General features: G+C 33.2%; 28 protein-coding genes. 12 read left to right on the top strand and 16 right to left on the bottom strand.

Annotated elements, in window-relative coordinates:
• Nucleotide 1: 1 nt before the first annotated feature.
• Together Q4Q16_RS00075 and Q4Q16_RS00080 are read right to left on the bottom strand one after the other, a co-directional pair.
• A complete protein-coding gene (locus Q4Q16_RS00075) occupies nt 2–631 on the bottom strand; it encodes an RlmE family RNA methyltransferase (RefSeq protein ID WP_303345350.1) in 630 nt (209 codons plus the stop codon).
• A 1-nt stretch (nt 632) separates the two neighbouring features.
• Nucleotides 633–1,163, bottom strand: coding sequence for a metallophosphoesterase (locus Q4Q16_RS00080; protein WP_303345351.1), 531 nt, complete (start codon nt 1,161–1,163; stop codon nt 633–635).
• 158 nt (nt 1,164–1,321) lie between these two features.
• On the opposite strand from Q4Q16_RS00080, the gene Q4Q16_RS00085 reads away from it, so the two are divergent.
• Nucleotides 1,322–2,413, top strand: a complete 1,092-nt coding sequence (locus Q4Q16_RS00085) for a formate--phosphoribosylaminoimidazolecarboxamide ligase (protein WP_303345352.1) — start codon at nt 1,322–1,324, stop codon at nt 2,411–2,413.
• Between the two features lie 197 nt (nt 2,414–2,610).
• Here the strand turns inward: Q4Q16_RS00085 and Q4Q16_RS00090 are convergent, their stop codons facing one another.
• The 5 genes from Q4Q16_RS00090 to Q4Q16_RS00110 form a co-directional block, all read right to left on the bottom strand.
• Nucleotides 2,611–3,108 carry a hypothetical protein gene (locus tag Q4Q16_RS00090; protein WP_303345353.1) on the bottom strand — a complete coding sequence of 166 codons (498 nt, stop codon included), beginning with the start codon at nt 3,106–3,108 and terminating at the stop codon, nt 2,611–2,613.
• 218 nt (nt 3,109–3,326) lie between these two features.
• Entirely contained in the window at nt 3,327–3,785 is a 459-nt protein-coding gene (locus tag Q4Q16_RS00095) for a hypothetical protein (RefSeq protein WP_303345354.1), read from the bottom strand.
• Nucleotides 3,786–3,799: 14 nt separating this feature from the next.
• Nucleotides 3,800–4,168, bottom strand: a complete 369-nt coding sequence (locus Q4Q16_RS00100) for a DUF5518 domain-containing protein (protein ID WP_303345355.1) — start codon at nt 4,166–4,168, stop codon at nt 3,800–3,802.
• Nucleotides 4,169–4,187: 19 nt separating this feature from the next.
• On the bottom strand, nt 4,188–4,649 hold the full coding sequence (locus Q4Q16_RS00105) for a flavodoxin (RefSeq protein ID WP_303345356.1): 462 nt from the start codon (nt 4,647–4,649) through the stop codon (nt 4,188–4,190).
• 8 nt (nt 4,650–4,657) lie between these two features.
• Nucleotides 4,658–7,255 (bottom strand): ATP-dependent helicase, encoded by a 2,598-nt coding sequence (locus Q4Q16_RS00110; RefSeq protein WP_303345357.1) that lies wholly within the window; start codon nt 7,253–7,255, stop codon nt 4,658–4,660.
• Nucleotides 7,256–7,405: 150 nt separating this feature from the next.
• Here Q4Q16_RS00110 and Q4Q16_RS00115 point away from each other — a divergent pair, with 150 nt between their 5' ends.
• On the top strand, nt 7,406–8,254 hold the full coding sequence (locus tag Q4Q16_RS00115; protein WP_303345358.1) for a HEAT repeat domain-containing protein: 849 nt from the start codon (nt 7,406–7,408) through the stop codon (nt 8,252–8,254).
• Here Q4Q16_RS00115 and Q4Q16_RS00120 read toward each other — a convergent pair whose 3' ends face one another.
• Both Q4Q16_RS00120 and Q4Q16_RS00125 read right to left on the bottom strand, forming a co-directional pair.
• On the bottom strand, nt 8,255–9,082 hold the full coding sequence (locus Q4Q16_RS00120; RefSeq protein WP_303345359.1) for a carbon-nitrogen hydrolase family protein: 828 nt from the start codon (nt 9,080–9,082) through the stop codon (nt 8,255–8,257). It lies immediately after the preceding gene.
• Nucleotides 9,083–9,125: 43 nt separating this feature from the next.
• A complete protein-coding gene (locus Q4Q16_RS00125; protein WP_303345360.1) occupies nt 9,126–9,821 on the bottom strand; it encodes a PsbP-related protein in 696 nt (231 codons plus the stop codon).
• Between the two features lie 92 nt (nt 9,822–9,913).
• Here Q4Q16_RS00125 and Q4Q16_RS00130 point away from each other — a divergent pair, with 92 nt between their 5' ends.
• Nucleotides 9,914–10,393, top strand: coding sequence for a hypothetical protein (locus Q4Q16_RS00130; RefSeq protein ID WP_303345361.1), 480 nt, complete (start codon nt 9,914–9,916; stop codon nt 10,391–10,393).
• Here Q4Q16_RS00130 and nucS read toward each other — a convergent pair.
• The gene (gene nucS / locus Q4Q16_RS00135; RefSeq protein WP_303345362.1) at nt 10,390–11,172 is read right to left on the bottom strand and encodes an endonuclease NucS; all 783 of its coding nucleotides are present in this window, start codon (nt 11,170–11,172) and stop codon (nt 10,390–10,392) included. The two genes, Q4Q16_RS00130 and nucS, sit on opposite strands and share 4 nt — an antisense overlap.
• Before the next feature lie 125 nt (nt 11,173–11,297).
• Here nucS and Q4Q16_RS00140 point away from each other — a divergent pair, with 125 nt between their 5' ends.
• A complete protein-coding gene (locus Q4Q16_RS00140; protein ID WP_303345363.1) occupies nt 11,298–12,242 on the top strand; it encodes an alpha/beta fold hydrolase in 945 nt (314 codons plus the stop codon).
• A complete protein-coding gene (locus tag Q4Q16_RS00145) occupies nt 12,239–12,514 on the top strand; it encodes a DUF5750 family protein (RefSeq protein ID WP_303345364.1) in 276 nt (91 codons plus the stop codon). Before Q4Q16_RS00140 ends, Q4Q16_RS00145 begins: the two co-directional genes overlap by 4 nt.
• A gap of 53 nt (nt 12,515–12,567) precedes the next feature.
• Here the strand turns inward: Q4Q16_RS00145 and nadA are convergent, their stop codons facing one another.
• From nadA to rnz, 3 genes are read right to left on the bottom strand one after another with little or no spacing between them, the layout of a single operon-like run.
• Nucleotides 12,568–13,485 (bottom strand): quinolinate synthase NadA, encoded by a 918-nt coding sequence (nadA, locus tag Q4Q16_RS00150; RefSeq protein WP_303345365.1) that lies wholly within the window; start codon nt 13,483–13,485, stop codon nt 12,568–12,570.
• Entirely contained in the window at nt 13,478–14,233 is a 756-nt protein-coding gene (locus tag Q4Q16_RS00155; protein ID WP_303345366.1) for a mechanosensitive ion channel family protein, read from the bottom strand. The genes nadA and Q4Q16_RS00155 overlap by 8 nt, the downstream gene beginning before the upstream one ends.
• A gap of 10 nt (nt 14,234–14,243) precedes the next feature.
• Nucleotides 14,244–15,137, bottom strand: a complete 894-nt coding sequence (rnz, locus tag Q4Q16_RS00160) for a ribonuclease Z (protein WP_303345367.1) — start codon at nt 15,135–15,137, stop codon at nt 14,244–14,246.
• A gap of 69 nt (nt 15,138–15,206) precedes the next feature.
• On the opposite strand from rnz, the gene nadC reads away from it, so the two are divergent.
• The 3 genes from nadC (at nt 15,207) to carB (ending at nt 20,501) form a co-directional block, all read left to right on the top strand.
• Nucleotides 15,207–16,031 (top strand): carboxylating nicotinate-nucleotide diphosphorylase, encoded by an 825-nt coding sequence (gene nadC, locus Q4Q16_RS00165; RefSeq protein WP_303345368.1) that lies wholly within the window; start codon nt 15,207–15,209, stop codon nt 16,029–16,031.
• Nucleotides 16,032–16,219: 188 nt separating this feature from the next.
• A complete protein-coding gene (gene carA / locus Q4Q16_RS00170) occupies nt 16,220–17,302 on the top strand; it encodes a glutamine-hydrolyzing carbamoyl-phosphate synthase small subunit (RefSeq protein ID WP_303345369.1) in 1,083 nt (360 codons plus the stop codon).
• Between the two features lie 22 nt (nt 17,303–17,324).
• Complete coding sequence (carB, locus tag Q4Q16_RS00175) at nt 17,325–20,501, top strand: carbamoyl-phosphate synthase large subunit (RefSeq protein ID WP_303345370.1); 3,177 nt, start codon at nt 17,325–17,327, stop codon at nt 20,499–20,501.
• A 21-nt stretch (nt 20,502–20,522) separates the two neighbouring features.
• Here the strand turns inward: carB and Q4Q16_RS00180 are convergent, their stop codons facing one another.
• Entirely contained in the window at nt 20,523–21,053 is a 531-nt protein-coding gene (locus tag Q4Q16_RS00180) for a zinc ribbon domain-containing protein (protein ID WP_303345371.1), read from the bottom strand.
• Nucleotides 21,054–21,247: 194 nt separating this feature from the next.
• On the opposite strand from Q4Q16_RS00180, the gene Q4Q16_RS00185 reads away from it, so the two are divergent.
• Genes Q4Q16_RS00185 through Q4Q16_RS00200 form a run of 4 tightly spaced genes read left to right on the top strand, consistent with a single transcriptional unit; the run spans nt 21,248 to nt 24,225 of the window.
• Nucleotides 21,248–22,408: an amidohydrolase family protein gene (locus Q4Q16_RS00185; protein ID WP_303345372.1), complete on the top strand. Its 1,161-nt coding sequence runs from the start codon at nt 21,248–21,250 to the stop codon at nt 22,406–22,408.
• Nucleotides 22,409–22,444: 36 nt separating this feature from the next.
• Nucleotides 22,445–22,867: a universal stress protein gene (locus Q4Q16_RS00190; RefSeq protein ID WP_303345373.1), complete on the top strand. Its 423-nt coding sequence runs from the start codon at nt 22,445–22,447 to the stop codon at nt 22,865–22,867.
• Nucleotides 22,868–22,913: 46 nt separating this feature from the next.
• Nucleotides 22,914–23,759, top strand: a complete 846-nt coding sequence (locus tag Q4Q16_RS00195; RefSeq protein ID WP_303345374.1) for a CBS domain-containing protein — start codon at nt 22,914–22,916, stop codon at nt 23,757–23,759.
• A 7-nt stretch (nt 23,760–23,766) separates the two neighbouring features.
• Nucleotides 23,767–24,225, top strand: coding sequence for a hypothetical protein (locus Q4Q16_RS00200; RefSeq protein WP_303345375.1), 459 nt, complete (start codon nt 23,767–23,769; stop codon nt 24,223–24,225).
• Here the strand turns inward: Q4Q16_RS00200 and Q4Q16_RS00205 are convergent.
• The gene (locus Q4Q16_RS00205; RefSeq protein WP_303345376.1) at nt 24,222–25,232 is read right to left on the bottom strand and encodes a 7-cyano-7-deazaguanine synthase; all 1,011 of its coding nucleotides are present in this window, start codon (nt 25,230–25,232) and stop codon (nt 24,222–24,224) included. The two genes, Q4Q16_RS00200 and Q4Q16_RS00205, sit on opposite strands and share 4 nt — an antisense overlap.
• Entirely contained in the window at nt 25,229–25,882 is a 654-nt protein-coding gene (locus Q4Q16_RS00210; RefSeq protein WP_303345377.1) for a TfuA-related McrA-glycine thioamidation protein, read from the bottom strand. The genes Q4Q16_RS00205 and Q4Q16_RS00210 overlap by 4 nt, the downstream gene beginning before the upstream one ends.
• Nucleotide 25,883: the final 1 nt, after the last annotated feature.

Genomic DNA, 25,883 nt, shown 5'->3' on the forward strand with positions numbered 1-25,883 from the left:
ATTATTTTTTTCCTCTTTTTTTATTAGGCATATATTCTAAGCCCACAACATACATTTCAGAACTTTTTTTACGTGATGATGCAGGTTTGGTTGTTCGCACATGTCTGAATTTGCCTTTAATGGAATCCAGCATGTTTTTATATTCTGGCCCCTGAAATACTTTCATTACAAGATTTCCTTTTTCCTCCAGGATATTTTCAGCTATTTCAATTACAACATTAACTAAATCAATTGATCTGAGCTGGTCAATATTTTTGATTCCGCACAGTGAAGGTGATGCATCAGACATTACTACTTTGGCCTTTCCTCCAATAATGTCCATAATTTTTCCCTGAACTTCGGGGGTTGTAAAGTCTCCCCTAATTCCATAATAGTTTTCTTCATGGAATTTTCTAAAGCTGTTTAAGTCCACTCCTACAACAATTCCTTCTTCGCCAACTTTTTCCAGGGCAACTTGTGACCATCCTCCGGGTGCGGCTCCAAGGTCAACAACCGTATTTCCTTCTTTTATGATTTTGTATTTTTTATCAAGCTGTTTGAGTTTATATGATGCTCTTGAACGGTATTCCTCTTTTTTAGCTTTTTTATAATAAGGGTCATTATGTTTTTCCATTTGCCATTTACTTCCCATTCTAATCCCTCTCATATTGGTCAAAATCAAGGGCACTGCAGACAGGTGCTCCAATTTTAACTATGTCTACATCCACTTCTTTTTCATTAATTTCAAGTAACATTACAGTCCTATCTGCAAGTCTCGGCACAATAGGGCTTCCAGGATTTAAAAGCAAAACATTTTCAATCTGTTCGATTTTTGGCTGGTGTGAATGTCCTGAAACTAAAATGTCCGCATTTAGTTCTCTTGCAAGATACAATAATTGTTGAGTATCTGCTCTTGGATAAACTTCTCCATGTACCAAACCGATTCTCAATTCTTCCACTTCAATTATCCTGGCTTTTGGGAGTTTAATTCCATTCACCCTATCCATATTTCCCTGAACTGCCATAACTGGAGCTATTTTTTCTAATTCTTCTATAACTTCCGGTGAAGTTAAATCACCGGCATGTAATATTAACTCAACATCTTTAAATGAATCAATTACTTTTTGGGGAATTTCTTTTGCCCTGTCTGGAATGTGTGTGTCTGAAATTAAACCAATTAACATTATTTTTCAATCCTTTTTTTTAATTTATCTATTTGTATATTATCCTTTTTAATTATATTTAATTTGTACAATAAAGTTCATGCTAAATTCAAATACAAAATATTATAAATTCAGTTAAATATATATAATATTATCATTCTTTTTAGGAGAACGATAAAATGGGCAAAGTTAAAAAGGAAGATATATTGGATATTTTGGCTAAGTATGACAAAAACGAAATAACAATCGCTACTCTTGGAAGCCACACTTCATTACATATTTTGCAAGGCGCAAAAGAAGAAGGATTTAGAACAGCTATTGTTTGTGAAAAAGGAAGGGAAGTTCCATATCAAAGATTTGGAGTTGCCGACGAGTATATCATTGTCGATGAATTTAAAGACATTGTAAACGAAGATGTTCAACAAAAACTTAGAGACATGAACGCTATTGTAATTCCTCATGGATCTTTTGTTGCATATGCCGGTTTGGATAATGTCGAGGACAAATTCAATGTCCCTATGTTTGGAAACAGAGATGTACTTAGATGGGAGGCAGAAAGAGATAGGGAAAGACAATTGCTTGTTGAGGGGGAAGTGAGAATACCATTCAAATATGACAGTCCTTCCGATATCGATAGGCCGGTAATGGTCAAATTCCCAGGTGCAAGAGGTGGAAGAGGTTACTTTGTTGCATCTTCTACTGAAGAGTTTTATGAAAAAATCGAAGCTATGAAATCACGCGGATGGTTAGATGATAGTGATGTAGAAGCAGCTCATATTGAAGAATATGTATCTGGTTGTAACTACTGTATACATTATTTCTACTCAGCATTGGATGATACTGTTGAGTTAATGGGTATGGATACAAGATATGAATCCAGCATTGACGGTTTTGTCAGAATGCCTGCTAAAGATCAATTAGACATTGATTTAAGCCCATCTTATGTTGTTACTGGTAACCACCCTGCTGTTATCCGTGAATCTTTATTGCCTCAAGTATTTGATATTGGTGATAAATTAACCGAAAGCGCTAAAAAATTAGTTGCTCCTGGATTAAACGGTCCTTTCTGTATGCAAACTTTGGTAAATGATAATTTGGAAGTAATCTGTTTCGAAATTAGTGCAAGAACTGATGGTGGTACAAATACATTTATGGATGGATCTCCTTATTCATACTTAACTTATGGAAAACCTGTAAGTATGGGTAGAAGAATTGCTATGGAAATTAAAAACGGAATAGAAAGAGATGAATTGGAAAAAATAATAACATAAAACTGTTATTATTTTTTATTTTTTTATTTTGGCGTTGTAAAAATCCTTATTTTCATTGAATTTGAGTTAATCTGTAGATATATTTCTTTATGTTTCTTATTGCGGCGATCGCAATTTGTGTGTCGAATTTTGGACCTCATTGAGCTGCGAAATTGAGCATAAATTTGCTGTTTACATCAAAATTAAAATATAGTTTTTTACGTGGATTTTTCGTTCTTTTCGTCTTTTATTATGGAGTAATATTTGTCTGCGTAGTCATTTGTGAAGCCACTTCTGTCTAAGGCTATTATTTTGCCATTTATTTGATGATTTTGTAATATTAATTTGTTTAATTCTTGTAATATTGATGTTGGTAGTCTTTGAAAGAAGTTTTGGAGTGTTGTATGGTGTGAAACCTTTTTTAAGTGTATATATTTATGTATTTTATCAGAAAGTTCTAATAAATCAGTCATTTGTCGGTATGTGTTTTTTGTGTAGATTTTTACGGCTAAAATTGTGAATAATGCTGGTTGTGTGAAGTCATGCTTTGAAAAATGGTTTGAATACTTGTTTAACATCATTTTTGAGTATTTAAATGCATATTTAATGAGTTTTAACAGTATGTTTTGTTTTATCTCTTTGTTAATTTCTTTAATTTTTTTGAGTGCCGGCTTTTCAAAACCAAAATCCGAAAGAGTTAATTGCTTTGAAAACAAACTACTAACTCGAGAATAGGTATTTTTGCAGTTAATAATAATATTTATTTTCCGTTTTACTATATATGACTATATATTGCTCATTTTTTTTTTTTCAATCGATGTGGAATTTAATGTGTAAAATAAAATACAGAGATTAAGATTATTTTTTGAAAATAAAAGTAAAAATAGAAAAGAAAAATGTTTTGTTAAAATCAAATAGGATTTCTACAAAGCCTTTATTTTTTTAAAATTTTATTTAAAAAACCGGTTTCAGGTTCTGTTTGTTTGTCATTCTTTTTCTTTTTCTTGTTTTTACCAATATTCTGTTTTTTTTCGTATTCTTCAATTGCTTTTACACGGTTTCTTTTAGTCCATGCACCAACAAAACCAACAAATGCACCTACAGCAATAACCACAAGTGTTACTGCCATTATTCCGTTTTCAGTTGTAAAAAATCCTTCCTGAAAAGTTCCCATATAACCTTGCAATGTTAGCACTACAATTGGTGTTGAAGCAAGAGCTCCCATTACGGTACCGGTTTTAATATCTGGTTGTCCGTATCCTGCATATAGAAGTCCCATTGCTGCAAACGGATAAAACCAGTCCCAATATTGAAATCCAAATAGTATAAATGCGGAAGCTATTGCTGCTCCGAAAATCAATGATTTCACGTTTAATTCTGATAATAAATTCATGCTTTTTCTCCAACTTATTTTTTAGAAGCTATTGCTCCTCCTACTGCTCCAGTTATTCCCATTACGATTCCATAGTATATTAAATAACCTAGGACTATGATTATACTGGCAATTCCTGAAATGGTAAATCCAGTTAATCCTCCGAAAATACTGAATAAACTTCCACCTAATGTTGCAATTAAAACAAATAATATTGCGCTAACTATGGTTCCTAGTGCTCCTGCGACTGAAGCATTCCAGAATCCTCCAATTGTCCCTTCACGTGCAATGAATCCTGTAATAAATCCGACAATCAATAATCCGACAAATTCATATTGTGCAAAAAATGATTTGACCATTACGGCCAGTATAAAACCTGTTATTATTGCGCTCCATTTAGTCATAATATCACATTCTATATAATTATTTGATATTAGTAATAAAAGTATTTATTTTTTCTTGGGGGTTTTCAATATCTTTTGATGTTAAAAACATTGTTGTAACTGGTTTTTTGCCAGTTACTTCGGAGATGTTTTCAAGTGCTGAGTCGTATCCTCCTCTGATGCATGTGCAGAATGATGCCATTTTTTTAATTTCCTTATTGTATTTCATTAAATAAGTATAAATTGGTGTTGCCATATTTGAAGCCCAAACAGGAGTTCCAATAATTACTAAATCATAATCTGAAGGATTTTTTGAAATAGGATTGATTTCACTTGTTCTTCTCATGGCAGCATTCATTCCTCCTTTCAAATATCCGATTGCACCTTTGTACCTGTTATTGTCGGTTATTTCTTCAATATCACAATTTAGTTTTTCCTGAATGATTTCAGCTATTTTTTTAGTTACATCGGTTCTTGAGTAGTAAACTAGTAATGTTTTCATATTTCCACCTAATAAATGTCTTTTAATTTGTCTTTAATTTGTTCAAGTATTGCTTTGTGCATTCTTTTAGTAAATTCTCCACGGTCATTTTGATTTAAAACATCTAAATATCCCTGTGAAACCAGATTAAATGCAAAGGGGCTTGGTATTACAGTATTTATGGTTTTTATTTCCAATTCTCCTGCAGCAATCATGTTTATTACTTTCAGAGCATTTTTAATATCCATATAATCTTCAAGGGCTTCTCTTCTTGCTTCTTTTAAAATTGAAAAATTATCATCCATGTCCTGAATAAATTTTAATAAGATTTTTCCACGAACCTGCTGGCGGCCTACAGACTTTGATTCTCCTTTATATTTTCTCAAAGTCATAAGAGACCTTCCGGCACAATGTCTAAACCTTGAAGCTAATGTTTCGGTTTTATTTAAGGATTTAATTAATATATTTTCAAAATTTTCAGGAGTCAATTCTTTAAATGATTCCAAACCCCCTATCTTTCCATCTGAACTTAAATAAAATCCATTGTCGGTAACTGAAATTGTTACATTGGTATTGTATTTATGTGCAACAACATAGGCAACAGCACGGGACAGTGCATCATTGACTTTTCTTCCGAATAATGAATGGAAAATGACAAAATTCCTGCCCCCAAATCCTTTATAATATTCAATTAGTAGGAGGCGATTGCTTGGGATTTTGGCATATTTGTACTGCTCTACAAAATACTCATAAATTGAATTGGCTGCAAAGTCATCAACATATAAATAATCAAATATAAATTCCATTATTTCTTCTTTAGTTCTGCGATACTCGAATTTAGTCTCCATATGGGATCTGAAGCGTTGAATGTCCATTGCAAGGTCAAAAGATAAAGGCAGTTGCTGTGAGAACCATGAGGGTATTGTCGGAGGTCCACTTGCAGGAGTGACATTGATTGTCATTCCTTTCCCGTAATTGAATCTATATGTTCTGCCTCCTAAAACAAAGACATCTCCTTTTTTTAACCGCTCTAAAAAGCTTTCTTCAATTTTTCCGACTGTTTCTCCATCACATTTAACCAGAACTCCTGAAGTATCAGGTATCGTGCCAATATTTGTGGAATAAATCATTCTTGCCAGTTTGCCCCGTTTTCCGAAAGTATTTTCTTTATAGTCTACCCAAATCTTTGCATAAACATATCTCTCTTCAAGTTCAGGATATTCTCCTGCCAGATAGCTCAATACGTCTTCGTAGTCATCTTTTGTGAGATTTCTATAACAATAGCTTTTTTTAATCACATCATAAGCATAATCAATATCCCATGGGTTTTCAATACTCATTCCATAAATATGCTGGGCTAAAACATCTAAACAGTTGGTGGGAATATTTATTTTATCTATTTTTCCTTCCTTCGCGTTTTTAAGCAAAACAGAACATTCGACTAAGTCGTCACGATTTGTCACGATGATTCTGCCTTTGGACTTTGCCTGCAACTTGTGTCCGCTTCTTCCAATCCTCTGAAGGGCTCTTGCAACAGATTTGGGAGAATTTATTAAAACAACCAAATCAATGTATCCAATATCTATTCCAAGTTCAAGAGAGGTGGATGAGAATACTGCTTTAAGTTTTCCTTCTTTTAATTTGTTTTCCGCTTCCAGGCGAACTTCTTTTGAAAGTGATGAATGGTGAGCCATTATATTTGAATCATTATAATTCATCGGATACATCTTCTTTAAATTATAAACAAACCGTTCTGTTCCGCTTCGGGTGTTTGTAAAGACTAATGTCGTGTTGTTTTCCTGAATCAGATCATCCAACAAATCATACATTCCAAGACGGGTATCCTCTTCATCTGCAAGCACAATATCACTTACCGGAGACATTACTTCCATATCAAGATCTTTTAAGTAATCAATATTGACGATTTTGCAATTGCGCCCGACATTGTATTCATATCCGACAAGAAACTTTGCAACTTCCTCAAGAGGACTTACAGTTGCAGAAAGTCCGATTCTGGTGAACTGGCCAACTAAATGCTGCAGCCTTTCTAAAGATAAACTTAAGTCAACTCCTCTTTTATTTTCGGCAAGTGAATGTATTTCATCAACGATCACGTATTTAACGCCACTTAATTTCTCCCTGAACTTCGGAGCAACAAGTAGGATAGATAATGTTTCAGGTGTTGTAATTAATATGTGGGGTGGCTTTTTAAGCATTTTCTGTCTTTGATATTGTGTGGTGTCTCCAGTTCGTACAGCTTTTCTAATTCCCAATTCTTTTCCAGCAGCTTTCTCAATTCCCCTTAAAGGTTCTTCTAAATTTTTTTCAATATCATTATCTAATGCTTTTAGAGGGGAGATATAAATGCAGTATACTTTATCTTCCAATTTGTCTTCTTCAGCAAGGGTTGCTAACTCGCTAATGACTGATATAAAAGCAGTTAATGTTTTTCCAGACCCTGTCGGTGATGAAATCAGTATATTGTTCTTTTTGTGAATATCAATGATTGATTTTTTCTGTGAAGGTGTAAAATCTTTGAATTGTGAGTCAAACCATTTTCGTATCCAGGGATGCAACACCTTAAAAATTTCTTTTTTGGAATAACTTTTAGTCTGCTCTTCAATCATTATTGTTCCTCATTCTTATTAATGTTTTAGTCTTTTAATTTTCATATTATTTAATGATATTTGCCAGGAATGGTGATGAGTGTAATTTAAATAATGTTGAGGGGTCTTTTTTTAAAAGATTATATACTACTTTAAATCTAAATTATTAACATGTCTAATTTAAGTTTTGATGAAGCTCTTTTGAACTTGTCAGATGAAGATGTTAAAGTTAGAAAAGAAGCTATAGAATCATTAGTCGGAATCACTGACGAAAATGCTATTGAACCGTTAATTAAAGCTACTACTGATGATAATGCACAAGTCAGATTCAAAGCTGCTGAAATTTTAGGTAATATGGGTAATTTGGCAGTTGATAAGTTGATTGACGAATTTAGTAATGCCGAAGGTAAAGATAAAAGATTTTTAACATTTGCCCTTAAAGAAACTGAAGATGATAAAGTCATCCCTTATTTTGTTGAAGCAACAGATGATGATGATTTCGGAGTCCGAAAAGTTGCCGTACGTGCTTTGGGTGAACTTCAAGTTGCTGGTGAAATTGAATCAATTGCAAAATGTCTGAATGATGACGACTGGGGTGTTAGATTAGCAGCTATTCAGGCTTTGGGTGATCTTGCAACTGAAGAATCAATCAAATTAATTAAAGACGCTAGAAAAAGTGAAGATGATAAAGACTTTAAAAAATCATGCAATAAAGCTATTAAAAAAGCTGAAAAAAGACAAAAGGCAAAAGCCTCTGGAAAATCAATTGTTAAAGTCATTCCGATGAGCACAATTAAAGAAATGGAAAAAACTAATGTTCAAAAAGCAATTAAGGAATATGAACGTTATGTTGATGCAAAACAGGATAAAGATGCCGCGTACAAAAGATTATGCGTTTTATATAGGAAAGCCAATGACTATGATAATGAAGTTAGGGTAATTGAAACAGCAATTGAGGTATTTAAAGACAACGAGAAAAAATTACCTTACTTTGAAAAAAGATTGGCTAAATTAAAATAATTATTTTCGAATAACTTCATAGAGGTCTTTCCTTTTATTTTTTAAAAGAGGAAGCTCTTCTCTTATTTTTTTTATTTCACTTAAGTCAATCTCGGAAATAATCAAACCCTCTTTTTCACTAGCTTGGGCTATTACTTCTCCCCATGGATTTGTAATAATTGAATGGCCGTAACTGCGGTAACTTGCATCTTTGTTTAGTGCAGGTGCAACTCCTATGCAGAAAACTTGATTGTCCAGTGCTCTTGAGCGAAACAGCAATTCCCAATGTGCAGGGCCTGTTGTCATATTAAATGCACCGGGATAAATCAGCACTGATGCGCCATGCTCGACCATAACTCGTGCAAGCTCAGGAAAACGGATATCATAGCAAATTCCGATGCCGATTTTTCCGAATTCTGTTTTTGCAATTGTAAATTCATCGCCTGAGGTTAAAACATCAGATTCCCTGAAAGTTATTTTTCCTTTAACATCAATGTCAAAAAGGTGCATTTTTCTATGCTTTGCAATGATATTTCCCTTTTTATCAAAAAGATAACTGGTATTATATAACTTGTCTTTTTCTTTTTCGGGAATGGATCCTGCAAGAATATGTACATTGTTCTTTTTAGCTAATGATGAGATTTTATTTAAGGTAGGGCTATCGGATTCTTCTTCACCATATTCAATAAATTTATCGTTTGAATAAGGGCAATTGAACATTTCGGGCAGTATTATAAAATTAGCATTTTCAGATAGGCTTTTTTCAATCATCAAACTGGCTGTTGAGATATTTTCTTCTTTATTGTCTACAACATTCATTTGACAAAGCGCAAATTTAATTTTTGTCATTTTAACACATAAAAATAGAAAAAAAGTATGATTTAAACCATACTTAAACAATATCTGCAGTATTTATCACGGAATTAATTTCATCAGATGTAACTGAATTGTAAGAGTCTCCACTGATTTTAAATACGTATAATTTATTATTGCTGAGCATTGAAACAAATCTGGTGTAATCTCCATCAGCATTTTCTAAAACAATATTTGATGTGTTTCTTCCATCTAATGTTATTGTTTCAACAAGACTAATATAAGAACCTTTATTTTGAGCGTTAGTAATTCTATTTTGACTGATCTCTTTTAAAGATGTGGCGTCATTAGTAACATTGTAATACTCAAAAGTTATATTGTTTGCTGTTTTTAAGAATTTAGCTCCAGGATGATCTTCGTCAGTTAAGTTTATTTCTTGCCAATTGCTCGGATATTTAAATGAGAAATCTCCAGAATTATATTCTGATGTATCAATACCTTGAATTGTTGAAGAGTTATTGCCGGATCCAGTAAGTATAATTCCAAAAATAACGATTAAAGTTATAAGTAATATTGCTCCAATAAGGATTCTATTTTCTTTTATAATATTGAGCGTACTTTCATCATTGGAAGGTTTTTTAATTTTATCTTCTTTTTGGAAGATATTTTCCCTTTTAGAATTCTCAGATTTTGCTTTAGGGAATTTATATCCACAATTTCCACAAACTGGGGCACCATCATAACTTGGATTTCCACATTCAGGACATTTTTTCACAGCTTAACCTCCATTAAAGTTTATATTTATTGGTTATAATATTTATAATAATGTTTTTATTCTTATAAATAGATATTTACAAATGTGATAGAATGAACAGTGAAGAAATGATTAATGTTGACGATATAAATTATGCGGTTTATAAAATTGGTGAATGGAATGAAAAATATGAAGTTAATCAAATCGGATTGTCCAGTGAAATTCCAATTACTAAAAACACTTTAGACCATGTTAAAGCATCCATGGATGAGATTAGAAATGCCAAGTTCGAATCATCAAATAAAATGGTTAACGGGTTTGTAGCTATTGCAATGCATTTGAATCCTAAAGTTCAGGACATGCAATTGGAGGACTTGGTCGAACTTGAAGAAAGGGAATATCACAACATATTAAAAGAACTTGATAATTTGGAATTACTGGATGATGATACTCAAATTCCTTTAAATGGTGAGGATTATCTGATATACAAATTAGAAAAGGATTGTCATGTAGTTAAAGCTATGCCCGCTAATTCACACACAATTAATTATTATAATAATGAATTGAAAAAAATCGAAGATGCATTGGATTAGAATGCATCCAATGTTACTTTTTTATCTCTTTTTAACTCGCGGGGAGGTTTTACGGATACAAATTCAATGCATTCCTCCTCAAGCAACTCCAAGGCATCATCCATAATTGAAGGTGCAACAAGCAATCCCCTTATTTTTTTCTTTTGCGCCTTGCATTCTTTTAAATAATCATTATCTGTGTTTTCTAAATCATGAAGATATCTTCTAAGTTGTTTTACAGCAGCAACTCCTGCTTTGCGTGCTTTTAATTCAAGAACCATTAAATTATTGTCACTATCTTTTCCGATAATGTCAATAAATCCATGTTCTACACTGTATTCCCGTGCAGTAGGGGTAAAACCTTCTTCTATCATGTGAGGTTTTTCCATTATCATGTCGCTCATGTCCTTTTCATATCCTGCCTGTTCAAGCTCTTCAAAATCTTCAATATTGGCATAATTGATAAATTGGATTTGTCTGATTTCTGCAGTCAATAGCTCTTTTGGTGTTCTTCTGCGACTTTCTAAAAATAAGTTATCGTCTTTGATATAGCTTTTAGTCCTTGATTTCGGAGGCTGCCAGTTTACAGGCTCTACTTTTTTATCTTGATGGATTAGAAACGCACCGTCTGGTTTGATCATAATTATACGTTCTCCCCAGTTAAGTTCGCTTAATGCCCTTCCTTCATAACTGACTTTACAGCAAGCAAAAAGTAATATGGTTGCTCTTTTACGTAAACCTTCCTGAACTAGCTCATATGCATCTTCACAACTGGGATTTTCTAAAATTTTATATTTCATCACAATAACATTGTTTAGTTTAATTTAAATAATTTGTTTTTTAAACAATATTGTATTAAGTTTGTAGAAGGTGAATTAAAATTTACGACGAAGAATATTTCATATCTAAAAACGAATATTTTACTTTGGATTCATTTGAATTTGAAACCGGTGAAGTATTAAATGATGTAACTGTTGAGTATATGACCTTTGGAACTCCCATTTATGATGAAAATGGCATTATAAAAAATGCAATTATTTATTGCCATGGTTCCTTAGGCAACTATTCTTCTCTAAAAAAGATTGCACCATTAGCAAATGAAAATGGTCCTTTTGATGAAAACAAATATTTTTTCATTTGCCTATCTGCACTTGGCTCTCCAGGGTCCTGTTCACCTTCAAGTACGGATTTAAAAAATAAATTTCCGAAATACTCAATCAAAGATGTCGCAAACTTTCAAAAAAAGTTTTTAGCTGAAAAATTCAGTATTCGTCATGTTTTAGGCATGATCGGCAATTCAATGGGAGGATTTGTCTGTCTGACTTCTGCAATTAATTTTCCTGACTTTGCGGATTTTATCATTTGTGGAGTTAGCAGCTATAAGGTAGCAGGTCATGATTTCATTCTCTCAAAATTTGTCAATGAGATTATTGAGTCTGACCCTGATTATAATCGCGGTGAACTAACTTACTCTTTAATTAGGACATTAAGAATTGCCAGCTTGGCAGAATTTAATTTTGGATTGTCTAAAGAGGCTTTAAGGCAAATGTCTAATCTTGAATTAAGTGAGGAATTTGAGAATTTCGGCAATGAAAGTATTGAAACCGATATTTATGATTTAAAATATTGTAATAAGGCCTGCATGAATTTTGATGTTGAAAATGATTTGGATAAAGTTAAATCAAAAACCCTGATAATAGCTTCAAAGCAGGACCCTCATTTTCCTCCTGAACTGGACGCAATCCCTATGTCTAAAATGATTGAATCTTCTCAGATGATAATTATGGATTCTGATTTAGGGCATTTATGCTTTAATGAATTGGAAACCATTTCTGATGACCTAAATGAATTTATGGAGAATTTTTCATGATTGTTAAAATTTCAGATTACGGCGGGCAAAACAATTCCAAATTCATTGAATATGAAGTGTCCGGACTGTTTCCTAATCAAATAAAGTTTTTAGCCGATAATTTAAATGAAGAAACTTCAGTTAATGAGGAAGGTCTGATAATTAAAATGTATTTTGAAGATAGGTTATATCCTTTCCAAAGTGAGGTTTCAAAATTCAGATTAAATGATTTTATTGCCCGTGAAGAAATAGAAATGACCCTGTTTTTATCCAGTTTTTTGGAAGATATGTGATTTGGCGATAAATAAAAAATAAGAAAGTTAAGCTAATTTAAATTAGCCTTACTTTATTTTGATGCATCAAGCATGTGCTGGACTGCCTTTCTTGATTTGTCCGCAACATCTTTTGGCAGAACAACTTCCGGAGCCTCGTTTACAAGTGCATCTCTTATCTTATCAAGTGTGTGCAGTTTCATTGTTTCACAAATTGCCCCTTCAAGCAGAGGATATAGTTTTTTGCCTGGCGCTTCAGAATGGATTCTTGTAATCATGTCAATTTCAGTTCCAATTACAAATTCCTCTTTTTCGCTTTCAGCAACATATTTTAACATTCCTCCGGTGGACATTACTTTATCGCATGCTTTTTGAACTTTTATATCACATTCCGGATGGCAGATTATTTCTGCATTAGGGTATTGTTGTCTTTTAAGTTCAACATCTTCAACATGGAACAATCTGTGCACGTAGCAATGGCCGTCTTCCGGAACATGGATGATTTCTTTGTCAAGCTTGTCAGCTACATGGTTTCCCAGGTTTTTATCAGGTCCGAATAATATTTTATCATGGGGTAAACTTTCTGTAACTTTTACTGCATTGGCTGATGTGCATAAAGTATCTGCATGCTGTTTGGCTTCAGCAATACTGTTTACATAAAGAATAACTCCTGCATCAGGGTGTTCTTCTTTTGCTTTTAAAAGCACCTCTTCAGGTAGCATATGAGCCATTGGACATTCAGCTTCGAGGGTCGGTATGACAATTTTCTTATCGGGATTTAAGATATATGCAGTTTCCGCCATAAAGTCCACACCGCAGAAGATAACTAAATCTTTATCTTCAATTTTAGAAGCTTTTATACATAATTCTAATGAATCTCCAAGGAAATCTGCAATCTCTTGAACTTCTTTCGGCTGGTAGTTATGTGCAAGAATTATTGCATTTTTTTCCTTTTTTAATTTTAAAATTTCATCTTGAAGGGAATTATTCATTTTTTTCACCCATTTGTATATATTTTCTAATTTCATTAGTGATAATTAATTTATATTTACTTTTACTATTAATATCTTTCACCCAAAATGATACTTTCAGATTACTTTCTTCATTGTTGATGCTTATGGCGTTCACAACAGGTTCGGGATCTTTTACTATCCAGTCATACTCTGAAATTTTTTTGGTGATATATTCCTTAAATTCCTCAATGTCAATATTCAATGCCAGTCCGGTTTGTATGTCTATCCTATATTTTTCAGGAGCTCTATAATGTAAATACGGAGTGGTTATTAATGTTGAATTTGGAATAATTTCTTTAATTCCGCCATCATCAACAAGAATTGTTGATCTAAGATTGAGCATTTCAACAACACCTTTGTTGTTTTTTATTTCAATTGTATCTCCAACTTGAATGCTTTTCATAACAATTAAAATTATTCCTGAAAATAAATTTGATATTATATCTTTAGCAGCAAAACTCACGCCGATACCTACAATTCCTAAACTCAATAAAATTCCGGCAAGATTTATTCCAAAAAATTGTAAAATTGTCATTAAAGCTATAAAATAGATTACATAATTGATTATATCTCTCATTAGGTAAATTGCGGCTTTATTATCATGGAAACGCTTCATTCTATTCATAAGATATGCAATCACTCTTGTTGCAACGGATGTGCCGATTATGACTATTAAAATATAAATGAATGTAGCTGTTGGATTGGGGATTGTTATTGGAATATTCATAATAATCGGTTTAAATCTCTATTCTCATAAAATCTTTTGCTAATCTGGTTTTTTCAAAAATTTCTTTTGCTTCTTTAATTAAAGTGTCTGTTGTTGTGTATCTGGTGCTGAAGTGGGTTAGAACCAGCTGTTTTGTATTTGATAATTTGGCTATTTTTGCAGCATCTGCAGATGTTGAATGGAAATTCTCCTCTGCTTTGTCGGCATCTTCACTTACATATGTTGATTCATGAATAAGTAGTGTTGAATCTTCAGCAAATGAAATCATCTCTTCACAAGGGGCGGTGTCTCCTGAATAAGTTAATTTATTGCCTTTTCTTGGAGGGCCCAATACCTGTTCCGGTTTAATGATTTTTCCTTCAACTTCAATTTCCTCACCATTGTGCAGGCGCCCAAAATCAGGTCCTTCAGGCACGCCTAATTCAATAGCTTTTTGGCGAAGAAATCTGGGTTTTTTAATTTCTTCAAGGGAATATGCTAAGCTTGGAACATTGTGATTGACCATCTGGGACTTAATAATATATTCGTCACAGCTTTCAATGGTCTGTGAGCCAATTTCGATAAATTCAATTGGAAATTCAATTTTAGAATATCCCAGTCCAAATATCATATTTTTTAAGTTATCCAATCCTTTCGGACCGTATATAGTTAATTTATTCTCCCTTCCTCTAAAATTCATAGATTGCAGGAGTCCCGGAAGGCCTAAAATATGGTCGCCATGATAATGGCTAATAAATATTTTGGATATTTTCATAGGGCTTACTTTAGCAAAAATTAGCTGTCTTTGTGTTCCCTCACCACAATCAAATAACATGGTTTCTCCAAATGCTTTTAAAACAATTGCAGGATGATTTCTTGTATATGAATGCACTGCTGAGGATGTTCCTAAAAATATAATTTCCATCAAATCACTTATTTTATATTATAAAAATAGTATATATTAACTATAATAATTAAATTTATGGTGATTTTTTTGGATAAAATTATTGAATATATGCTTGATGAAGATAAAGGATTTGGAGATATTACTTCTGAAGCTATTGTAGAAAATGATTTGGAAGTTGATGCATATATTATTTCAAAAGATGAAGGTATTTTGGCAGGAATGGGCATTATTAAAGAATTATTTGAAGAACATGGGATTGAAGTCACATTCTGGTTAAATGACGGGTGTGAAATTTCAAAAAATGACTTATTGATGTCTCTAAAAGGTGATGCGCGAACTATTCTGCTTCTTGAACGAACTGCACTAAATCTGTCAATGAGGATGAGTGGTGTGGCCAGCGCTGCTAATTATTATTCTAATTTAGTTAAGGATTATGATGTTAGAATAGCTGGAACTCGCAAAACTTCTCCTGCAATAGCTAAATTTGATAAGTATGCTTTAAAAGTGGGCGGAGCCGATACTCATCGTTTTGGTTTGGATGATATGGTTTTGATTAAGGACAATCATATTGCAGTCTCTAAATCTCCGTTGGATGCTCTTTTAAAAGCAAAAGAAAACACTAGCTTTTCTAAAAAAATTGAAATTGAAGTTGAAACATTGTCTGATGCTGTTGAATGTGTAAAAAATAAGGCAGATATTGTCATGCTTGATAATATGGGTGGGGATGAAGTTAAAAATGTCATCAAAGAGCTTGAAAGATTAGACATTCGTCAAAACTCTTTAATTGAAGTGTCTGGCGGTATTACTGAAGATAATATTATGGATTATGTTGAATATGGTGTGGACATTATTTCAATTGGTGCTTTGACCCATTCATCAAGAAGTCTAAATTTCAGCATGAAAATTAAATAGGTAATTTGGATTTTATCCATTTTCCATTTATTTTTTTTAATCTTATTGTTCTGTTTTTTAGGATAAATTCGGATATTTTATTATTTTTTAATAATCGGATTTTGTCTAAAAACAATACCATTATAATATAGTAAAATAATATATATTAAAGATAGAATGTAATATTATTTTTTTATGATGGTGATTTAATGGTGAAAATGGCTAAATTAGCTTTGGAAGATGGTACTGTTTTAAGAGGAGAATCATTCGGTTATGAAACCACTAAATTAGGAGAACTTGTTTTTTCAACAGGTATGGGTGGTTATACTGAATCTTTAACTGATCCGTCTTTTAAAGGAGAAATTTTAATGTCCACTTATCCCTTAGAAGGTAATCATGGTGTAAGTGAGAAGTGGTATCAGTCAGATAAAATTCAAGTAGAAGGATTTGTTTGTCGTGAAGTCTGTCGTGAGGTTTCCAATTTCGGGCCTCAAAAAACATTGGACGATTTTTTAAAAGAATTTAAAACTCCGGGAATCAGCGGAATTGATACCCGTGATTTAACACTTAAAATTCGTGAAAAAGGTTCACTTAAAGCAGCAATAACAACTGAAGATATCTCTGATGACAAATTGCTTGAAATGGCGCGTGCACAACCAAGTATTGAAGATAAGGATGTTGTTCCTTTAGTTTCTACTAAAGAGATTAAAGTTTTCAATGAAGATGCTGATAAAAAGGTTGCTTTAATTGATTGCGGTGTTAAAAAGAACATTATTAACTCATTTTTAGAAAGGGATATTGGTGTTGTTTTATTCCCTTACGATACTGATTATAAAACTGTTTTGGATTATTCTCCAAGGGGATTAATGATTACCTCAGGACCTGGAAATCCTGACAGGGTGTCTGAAACTATTGAAACTATGAAAAAATTATCCAACAGACTGCCGATTTTCGGCATCTGTATGGGTCAACAGTTAATTGCTAAATCCTTTGGAGCAAAATCATATAAGATGAAATTTGGACACAGGGGAGAAAATCAGCCGGTTAAAGATTTAAAAACAGGAAAGGTATTTATTACTTCACAAAACCATGGATTTACCATAGATAAGCAGTCATTAAATGAAACTGATTTGGTTTTAACTCAAATTAACTTAAATGATGGAACTCCGGAAGGAATTTCTCATAAAGAATTGCCATTACATTGTATACAGTACCATCCTGAAGCAGGACCAGGTCCAAATGATACAAGAGATATTTTTGACAAATTTAATCAGATGATGGGTGAATATTAAAAAATTTAATGAGGATTATAATATGCCAGTTGATAAGGATATTAAAAAAGTATTAATTATTGGTTCTGGACCTATTCAAATTGGACAAGCCGCTGAGTTCGATTATTCAGGATCACAAGCATGTAAATCATTAAGGGAAGAGGGAATTGAAACAGTTCTTGTTAACAGTAATCCAGCTACTATTCAAACTGATATTGATATGGCAGATACTGTTTATACAGAACCATTAACTCCCGAAGTCGTTGCTAAGATTATTGAAGAGGAAAAAGTGGATTCCATATTGCCGACTATGGGTGGACAAACAGGATTAAATATTGCAACAGGTCTTGGAGATTTGGGTTTGCTTGAGGGAATCAAAGTTCTAGGTTCTGATGTTCAAACAATCAAAGATGTTGAAGACCGTGACTTATTTGCCAATCTTATGGATGAGATTGGTGAGGAAATCCCTAAATGTCATGCAGTTGAAAGCGTAGAAGAGGCTCTTGAATCAGTTAAAGACATTGGTTATCCGGTTATTGTAAGGCCGGCATTTACATTGGGAGGTACTGGTGGAGGAGTGGCTCACAACGAAGAAGAATTAATTGAAATTGCCACTCATGGATTGGACATGAGTTTCATTAATCAGGTTCTCATTGACGAATCCGTTCTTGGTTGGAAAGAAATCGAATTCGAAGTAATGAGGGATAAAGAAGACACCTGTATTATTGTGTGTACTATGGAAAACATTGATCCTATGGGAATTCACACAGGAGACAGTGTAGTTGTTGCCCCTATTCAAAATTTGTGTGATGAAACAATTCAGGCAATGCGTGACGCATCAATTAAAATCATCAGGGCTTTGGGAATCAGAGGTGGATGTAATATTCAATTTGCGCTTAACCCTGAAACTGATGAATACAAAGTCATTGAAGTAAATCCTCGTGTATCCAGAAGCAGTGCGCTTGCATCTAAGGCAACCGGTTATCCTATTGCTAAAATCTCTTCTAAAATAGCTTTGGGTTTAACTTTGGATGAAATTAAAAATGATATTACAAAAGAAACACCGGCTTCCTTTGAACCGGCTATTGATTATGTTGTTATTAAAATTCCAAGATGGCCATTTGATAAATTTAAGGGTGTAAGCCATGAAGTCGGAGTTCAAATGAAGGCGACAGGTGAAGTGATGGCTATTGGAAGAACTTTTGAAGAAGCATTCCAAAAAGCAATCAGATCTCTTGATATGGGCTTTGACGGTTTGGAGTATATTGATTATACTGAAGAAGACCTTGCACATCCTACCGATGAGATATATTTCCAGATTTATTCTGCCATTAAAGATGGAATGGATATTGATAAAATAAGGGAACTCACTCATATCGATAATTTCTTCCTATACAAAATAAGAAATATTGTTGAGTTTGAAAATGACGTAACTGCTGAAAAGTTAAATGACAGAGATTATTTAAGAAAAGCTAAACAATTAGGTTTCTCCAATAAACGCTTGGCCGTTTTATCAGGTCAGACTGAAGAATATATTGGAAATTTACTTTCAAGACACAACATCAAACAGTCATATAAAATGGTAGATACCTGTGCTGCTGAATTTGAAGCAAAAACTCCTTATTACTACAGCAGCTACGATGTAGGTAATGAACTTACATCTACAAACAAGAAGAAAGTCGTAATTCTTGGAGCAGGACCTATTAGAATTGGTCAGGGTATTGAATTCGATTACTGTTGCGTACATTCTTCACTGGCTTTAAAAGAAGAGGGCATTGAAACAATTTTAATCAATAACAACCCTGAAACTGTAAGTACTGATTATGATATTTCCGATAAATTGTTCTTTGAACCACTTACATTTGAAGATGTAATGGGCGTAATTGAACAGGAAAAACCGGACGGGGTCATAGTTCAGTTTGGTGGTCAAACATCCATTAATCTGGCGGTTCCTTTAGCAAATGCAGGTGTTAAAATATTGGGCACTCCATATGAGAGCATTGATAGAGTAGAAGACAGGGAATTATTTGCAGGGCTTTTAGAAAAGTTGCACATTCATCAGGCTCCCTACGGAACAGCCAATTCTTTTGAAGAGGCAAAGGAAATTGCAGAAAAAATCACATTCCCAGTACTCGTTCGTCCGTCATATGTGATTGGTGGCAGAGCAATGGAAATTGTTTATGATAATGCTGAGCTTGAGGAATATATGAAAGAGGCTGTAAAAGTATCTCCGGAACACCCGATTTTAGTTGATAAATTCTTAGAAGATGCTGTTGAGCTTGATGTGGATATTCTATGTGATGGTGAAGACGTATTTATTGCAGGAATCATGGAACACATTGAAGAAGCTGGTGTCCACTCAGGGGATTCGGCTTGTGTAATACCTCCTCAAACTATTCCGGAACATATTTTAGATACTATTCGTGAACATTCCACCAAATTGGCTCTTGAACTTGATGTTAAAGGTTTAATGAATATTCAGTATGCGGTTAAACTTGATGAAGAGATGGTCTATATCATTGAAGCAAATCCTCGTGCAAGTAGAACAGTTCCATTTGTAAGTAAGGCTATTGGAGTTCCATTAGCCAAAGTTGCAACTTGGATTATGCAAGGTGCTAAATTAAAAGACTTCGATTTAACAAAAGAGATTAGAATTAATCATGTTGCTGTAAAAGAATCTGTATTCCCATTCTTAAAACTTCCAGAATCTGATACTGTCTTAGGTCCTGAAATGAAATCTACCGGTGAAAGTATAGGTATTGATGAAAATTATGGAATGGCATTTTACAAATCACAGCTTTCAGCAGGAATGGAATTGCCTAAAAAGGGTAAAATATTTATCAGCGTTAAAGAAAATGATAAAAAGAAAATCCGACCTATTGCTGAGAAAGCAGCTAATTTAGGATTTGACCTTATAGGAACTAACGGTACTGCTGATGCTACAGGTCTTGATTCTATTGAAAAAATCTTAAAGGTATCTCAGGGATCTCCTAATATCAGGGATGCTATTTTAAACAATGAGATTGATTTGATTATTAACACTTCAGAAGGCAAACAGTCCGCTCAGGACGGTTATATTATTAGACGTTTGGCTATTGAACTTGGCATTCCATATGTTACTACCTTGGCAGGAGCAAGAGCAGTTTTAAATGCTATTCAGGCTGTTCAAAATAATGAAATCAATGTTAAATCTTTAAATGACTATGTTGATGGAGAATAATAACTTATCTCTATCATCTTTTTAATTTTGATACAAATATTCTTCTATGTTGATTCCACATGAAGGACATTCTTTTACACCAATTTTAAGCCTGCTTTTACATTTTGGACAGAAGTTTAATTCTACTTTATACTTTGTTGCCGAGTCAATAACTGTGTTAACTTCAATTTTTTCAGTTATATGTGATTTTAAGATGTTTTTGTCCCAATCATTGTCCATCAACAACTTTTTGTAGTAGAAAGCTTCAGTCATTGTATCATATTGGCCGATGATTTCTTCACCTTTTTGGATGTAGAATTTTTTAAGTTTATGGTTAAATAGGATTTCGCCTTCTCTTTCATTTTTATTGAATTTTGTCCCCTTAATTCTGCCTTTCGGTCTTTTTTCTGGAAATGGTGGCAAATCCATATGTTCATACTTGTTTTCTAAGTCGCATTCAACAAGCAAATCATAATCAAAATTACAAAAAAACAGGGCATCTCTTTCATATAATGCATCCGATAACTTCTTAAACTCACCATAATCTTTATTATTATATTTAACTCTGTACACTTTACCAGTTTTTATAATGTTCCTGTAAAAGTACCGTATTTCATTGGTGTTAATAATATCACCTTGTTTGTTTAAAAAGTAATATCCTGTATGAAAGAAATTTTATATTTCTTACAGTTTTATATTTAATTTTTAATTTAATAAATCTAATGAATGCTAAAATTTATTAATAAAAAAAATTAGATTTTCCTTTAATGTTTACTATATCTAACGGAATCATATTAAAAGGCAGAGATTTAATTCCTTCCCGTGAAAATATTGTTGTTGATGATGGAAAAATCATTGAAATTGGAAAGGAATCTGCTGAAGGCAAAATTATCGATGTTGAGGGTGCTGTTGTTTGCCCGTCTTTTATAAATGGTCATGTTCATATTGGCGATTCTATTATTAAAGATGAGGGGTATGGTTTGTCCTTAAGTGAAATGGTTAAACCTCCTCATGGTGTTAAACATGTTGCCTTAGCCAATGCAGAGGATGATGAATTAACAGATGCAATGAAGTCTTCAATGTGGGATATGGTTTATAGCGGCACTACTCATTTTATTGATTATCGTGAAGGCGGAATAAAAGGAGTAAAACTTTTAAAGGAAGCTTCTAAAGACATTCCGATAAAACCGATTATTTTGGGCCGTGACGATAGTTTTTACGGTGAAGATCCTGATTTGCATAAAGTCAGAATAGCTATTCGCAAAATTCTTAAAGTTGCCGAAGGTATTGCGCCAAGCGGTTTTGGCGAAATCACAGCTGAAGTTGGCGAAATAATCTCCGAGGAATGTGAAAAGGCAGGTAAAATTTCATCAATTCATGTAGCGGAATCCGAATCTAATCAAATAGAATCTATTAATTGCTGCGGATTAAGTGAAATTGAAAAAGGAGTTGCAAGCAACTTTTCCCAATTGGTTCACCTTACCAATCCGAAAAATAATGACTTGGAGTTGGTTTCAAACTCAAATCAAAATGTTGTTGTATGTCCGAGAGCTAATGCATCATTAAATGTAGGCATAGCTCCTTTAAATAAAATGATTGATTTGGGTTTAAGGCCGCTTCTTGGAAGCGATAATGTAATGCTCAATTCACCGAATATGCTTCGTGAATTGGAATTCAGCTTAAAAGTGATGTCGGTTTATTATAAAAACTATATTGATCCCTGTGAACTTTTAAAAATGGCTACAACAAATATATCTGACTTTGGAATTAACAACATTATTCAAAAATCCATGATAGCTGAAAGTCATTTTGCCGAATTTGCAGTGTTTAAATCATATTCAAAAAATCCTTATTTGAACATTATAAACAGGTGCGAAACAAAAAATATATTATGTATGATTAATAAAAAAGACCATCATATAATATAATGGATATGAATCTGTATATTATGGGAGATGTTAATAATGTATAAAAAAATATTGGTTCCAACTGATGGTTCCGAATTTGCAAAAAAAGCTCAAAAACACGCTTTGTTTTTATCAAAGATGACTGGAGCTGAAATAATAGCGCTGAGCGTTACAGAAAATAATTTTGTTAACGGACTTCCATTAGATGATGAAGTATACCAATTAAATCAAGTTTTAAAAGAAAGATCTGAAGAAAATCTTAAAGAATTTGATAAATTAAACGAAGATAATTTGAAAATTACTCATGTGGTTAGAGAAGGTTCACCTGCTAAAATTATTTTAGAGGTTGCCAAAGAAGAAAATGTTGATTTGATTGTAATGGGTAGTTCAGGTAAATCCGGATTTGATAGATTTATTATGGGCAGTGTTGCAGATAAAGTTGTTAATTCAGCTAAATGCGCAGTACTTGTAATTCATTAATCTTATTTGCCGATTATTATTGTATTTTTTATAAAAGGTGTTTTTTATGTTAGTTAAAAGAACAATGTCTAAAAATGTAGTTACAGTTTCTGTTCCGGGCAACAGGGATAAAGTTTTAGACTTAATGAGAAAAGAAAAAAAAGCAGTATTGCCGGTTGTCAAAGGAGACACTAACATTTTGGTAGGTGTAGTGACCAGGTCAGATTTAATTAATAATCCTGATGAAGAACAAATTGCAATGTTGATGAGCAGGGATTTGATTACTGTTAGTCCTGGTGATGATGTTGTTGTTGCCGCTCGCAAAATGATGGAAAATAATATTAGACGAGTTCCTGTAGTGGATGATGAAGGGGAATTAGTAGGTATTATTACCTCTTTTGACTTGGTATCTAATGCTTTGACCAAGACTGAAATCAGTGACGCTGTTGAAGATTATATGATTACAACCGTTCCAACTACTTGGGAGAAAACCCCATTAAACGTTGCATTTGAAACTATGAACCAGTTTGGTTTAAAATCAGTTTTAGCGCTTGACGACGATGCTAAATTATCCGGAATTTTAACTGAAACAGATTTCATTTCTGAAATTGAAATTATATCTGAAAGAAGTGAACACAGTTCCACTGTAGGTACTGAAGGAGACAAATGGTCCTGGGACAGTACTTCAGTTTTATACATCGAGAAAAACCGTTTAAAATTCACTGATAAGCTAGTTTGTGATGTTGCAATAAATAACGTCGAAGTAGCCAATTCAAAAACTAAAGTTTCTGACTGTGCTAAAAAGATGAAATCTTTAAACATTGAACAAATTCCAGTTATTGGTGTTGAAGGCGAGTTAGTTGGTCTTGTAAGAGCTAGTGATTTAATTAAAGCATTAGTTCCTCACGAATAGTGGTATAATGGCGGTTAGTCCAGTATTGGTAATTAAAGTTGTTGATGATGCAAGTGTAGGTGTTCGTGCAAGATTATATGATGATTTTTCAGAACACCACATTGTTTTAAACTCGGTTCTTACTTATTGGTGGGCTAATGATATGCCTCCTGCCGTCAAATTTTTGGAGCTATTTGATTCAGTTATCAAAAGAACAATTAATGAAATCATGCCTCATAAAACCTTAAATCTGACCTATGAGGTTAAAGCAGACGAAGTCCTTGAAAAAGCTTCAAAACTTGAGATAAATCTGATTTCTGTTTCGGCTGATGATGTTGGTTTTAAAATTGATGGTAATTCTCTTTATTTGGAGAATTTAAGGAAAGTCGATGAAGGTTTTGAACCTAAAGAATTCTCAACAACATTTAATCAAAGTATTGAAACTCCGGATATTGTTTTAAAAAAATATAGGGAAATGAGAAACTAAATGTTTCTTCTTAAATTAGGCAAGATTTCCATAAATCTTTCTAGTGCATTTTCATAACTATTAAAGTGTTTTCCTTCAATTAGTCCGCTGTCAAATATTTCAATATTTTTCACTTCTATTTTTTCATCTGTTTTAAAGATGATTTCATTTTCCAGCTGTTTTTCTGTATCTTCAATATTTATTGTGAATGGTAGTTTGTATGAGAAGTCGCCCTCATTTAGGCCGAGAATTATGTCTTCATTATTTTTAATTCCTGATAAATTTAAAGCTATTTTTTCATAACCCTTGTTTTTTAATTCATCGTTAATTTGTTTATATTTGTTCTCACCAATTATTTCATCTACATTGTCAACTTCACATAGACTAAAGATTCCATGATCTCTAACTTTAACAATTTCGCATCCTGTATTGGATAAGATATAATCTTCGCAATAGCTGATTTTTTCGATTTTTTCTTGTGTTATTGGAGTATTTGTAGGAATTCTGGTTGCAAGACAGGTGGTTGATTTGGAATAAGGAATGTTGTTTTTATCTAAATATTCATGAATCTCTCGTGAGGTCAGTTTTGCTTTGATTAGGGGGGTTTTAAAATCATTTTCATAAGTAACTAATATTCCTGGGCGGTCATCAACTAAATCGCTAATGTTGTTGCCGTCACAGATATAATCAAATCCCCTATCTATGGCAAGCTTTTTAATTGTGCTATACATTAGGCTGCGGCAGGTATGGCATCTTTTGGAGGTATTTTCTAAAAAATCAGCATCTCTGTAAAAATCAATGTCAATAACTTCATGTTCGATTCCAAATGATTCTGCCATTTTTCTTGTATGTTCAACAAAACCTGTAGGCATCAGATGATTGTCGATTGTTATTGCAAGAGTGTTTTTTGCGATTTGTGAAGCTAAATAAACAATCAGTGTGGAATCGCTTCCTCCCGAAAAGCCGATTGCAACATTTCTATCTTTTAAAATGTCTATGACAATATTGATTTTATCATTTAGTCTCATTCTATCAGTTTTTTAATATGGAGGATTAATTCTTTAGCATCTTCTTTTTTAATATCCTTGGAAGTTCGAATAAAATCAACAAGTTTAGCTTTTTTATTCTCGTTTAAACCTGATTCGGATAAAGTTTTAGCGTAGTTTCTCTTAGGATAATAGGTTTCTTTGGTAATCCTGATTAATTCCTCTTTCTCATCAGGGGTTATGATATTTTCCCCAACTGCATTTGTAAATACATAGTCCATACTTATTAGCGGAACTGAAAGGGATTCCAAGGTTTCTGAATCAAGCATTACTGCAACATCATCATCTGAAGTGATATTTCCGCTTGCATATTCATTATAACAATAACCAATGCCTTCCATTCCTAAGCTATCCAGTTCCGATGCTCTAAGCGCGCCCATGCTGGAAGCGCCAAATACCTTAATTCCTCTTTTCATCACATCAAGAATTTCCCTATGTCCGACAGCGGAATTTTGATGGAATACTCCGTCAATTATTCCTATTATGTCAGGATTTTCTTTAATGTCGTGGATTAAGTCTCCCCGCTTTATAGGTCTTTTATAAATTACTTCGATATCTCCGTTGGAATCCAAAATACTTTTGGCTTCATCAAAAGAAAGGGATAATCCGGTGTAAATTATGACTTTAACCATT

It is taken from the genome of Methanobrevibacter sp., from assembly GCF_030539875.1.
GTDB lineage: Archaea > Methanobacteriota > Methanobacteria > Methanobacteriales > Methanobacteriaceae > Methanocatella.

Excerpts from the sequence above, each read along its gene's own strand:
- Q4Q16_RS00100 (WP_303345355.1), bottom strand. The coding sequence starts at position 4,168 with ATGACTAAATGGAGCGCAATAATAACAGGTTTTATACTGGCCGTAATG.
- Q4Q16_RS00145 (WP_303345364.1), top strand. The coding sequence starts at position 12,239 with ATGATTGTTAAAATTTCAGATTACGGCGGGCAAAACAATTCCAAATTC.
- Q4Q16_RS00210 (WP_303345377.1), bottom strand. The coding sequence starts at position 25,882 with ATGGTTAAAGTCATAATTTACACCGGATTATCCCTTTCTTTTGATGAA.
- Q4Q16_RS00075 (WP_303345350.1), bottom strand. The coding sequence starts at position 631 with ATGGGAAGTAAATGGCAAATGGAAAAACATAATGACCCTTATTATAAA.
- Q4Q16_RS00105 (WP_303345356.1), bottom strand. The coding sequence starts at position 4,649 with ATGAAAACATTACTAGTTTACTACTCAAGAACCGATGTAACTAAAAAA.
- Q4Q16_RS00155 (WP_303345366.1), bottom strand. The coding sequence starts at position 14,233 with ATGAATATTCCAATAACAATCCCCAATCCAACAGCTACATTCATTTAT.
- carB (WP_303345370.1), top strand. The coding sequence starts at position 17,325 with ATGCCAGTTGATAAGGATATTAAAAAAGTATTAATTATTGGTTCTGGA.
- nadA (WP_303345365.1), bottom strand. The coding sequence starts at position 13,485 with ATGAATAATTCCCTTCAAGATGAAATTTTAAAATTAAAAAAGGAAAAA.
- Q4Q16_RS00115 (WP_303345358.1), top strand. The coding sequence starts at position 7,406 with ATGTCTAATTTAAGTTTTGATGAAGCTCTTTTGAACTTGTCAGATGAA.
- Q4Q16_RS00190 (WP_303345373.1), top strand. The coding sequence starts at position 22,445 with ATGTATAAAAAAATATTGGTTCCAACTGATGGTTCCGAATTTGCAAAA.
- Q4Q16_RS00185 (WP_303345372.1), top strand. The coding sequence starts at position 21,248 with ATGTTTACTATATCTAACGGAATCATATTAAAAGGCAGAGATTTAATT.
- rnz (WP_303345367.1), bottom strand. The coding sequence starts at position 15,137 with ATGGAAATTATATTTTTAGGAACATCCTCAGCAGTGCATTCATATACA.
- Q4Q16_RS00130 (WP_303345361.1), top strand. The coding sequence starts at position 9,914 with ATGAACAGTGAAGAAATGATTAATGTTGACGATATAAATTATGCGGTT.
- Q4Q16_RS00095 (WP_303345354.1), bottom strand. The coding sequence starts at position 3,785 with ATGAATTTATTATCAGAATTAAACGTGAAATCATTGATTTTCGGAGCA.
- Q4Q16_RS00200 (WP_303345375.1), top strand. The coding sequence starts at position 23,767 with ATGGCGGTTAGTCCAGTATTGGTAATTAAAGTTGTTGATGATGCAAGT.
- Q4Q16_RS00120 (WP_303345359.1), bottom strand. The coding sequence starts at position 9,082 with ATGACAAAAATTAAATTTGCGCTTTGTCAAATGAATGTTGTAGACAAT.
- carA (WP_303345369.1), top strand. The coding sequence starts at position 16,220 with ATGGTGAAAATGGCTAAATTAGCTTTGGAAGATGGTACTGTTTTAAGA.
- Q4Q16_RS00195 (WP_303345374.1), top strand. The coding sequence starts at position 22,914 with ATGTTAGTTAAAAGAACAATGTCTAAAAATGTAGTTACAGTTTCTGTT.
- Q4Q16_RS00080 (WP_303345351.1), bottom strand. The coding sequence starts at position 1,163 with ATGTTAATTGGTTTAATTTCAGACACACACATTCCAGACAGGGCAAAA.
- Q4Q16_RS00205 (WP_303345376.1), bottom strand. The coding sequence starts at position 25,232 with ATGAGACTAAATGATAAAATCAATATTGTCATAGACATTTTAAAAGAT.
- nucS (WP_303345362.1), bottom strand. The coding sequence starts at position 11,172 with ATGAAATATAAAATTTTAGAAAATCCCAGTTGTGAAGATGCATATGAG.
- Q4Q16_RS00085 (WP_303345352.1), top strand. The coding sequence starts at position 1,322 with ATGGGCAAAGTTAAAAAGGAAGATATATTGGATATTTTGGCTAAGTAT.
- Q4Q16_RS00110 (WP_303345357.1), bottom strand. The coding sequence starts at position 7,255 with ATGATTGAAGAGCAGACTAAAAGTTATTCCAAAAAAGAAATTTTTAAG.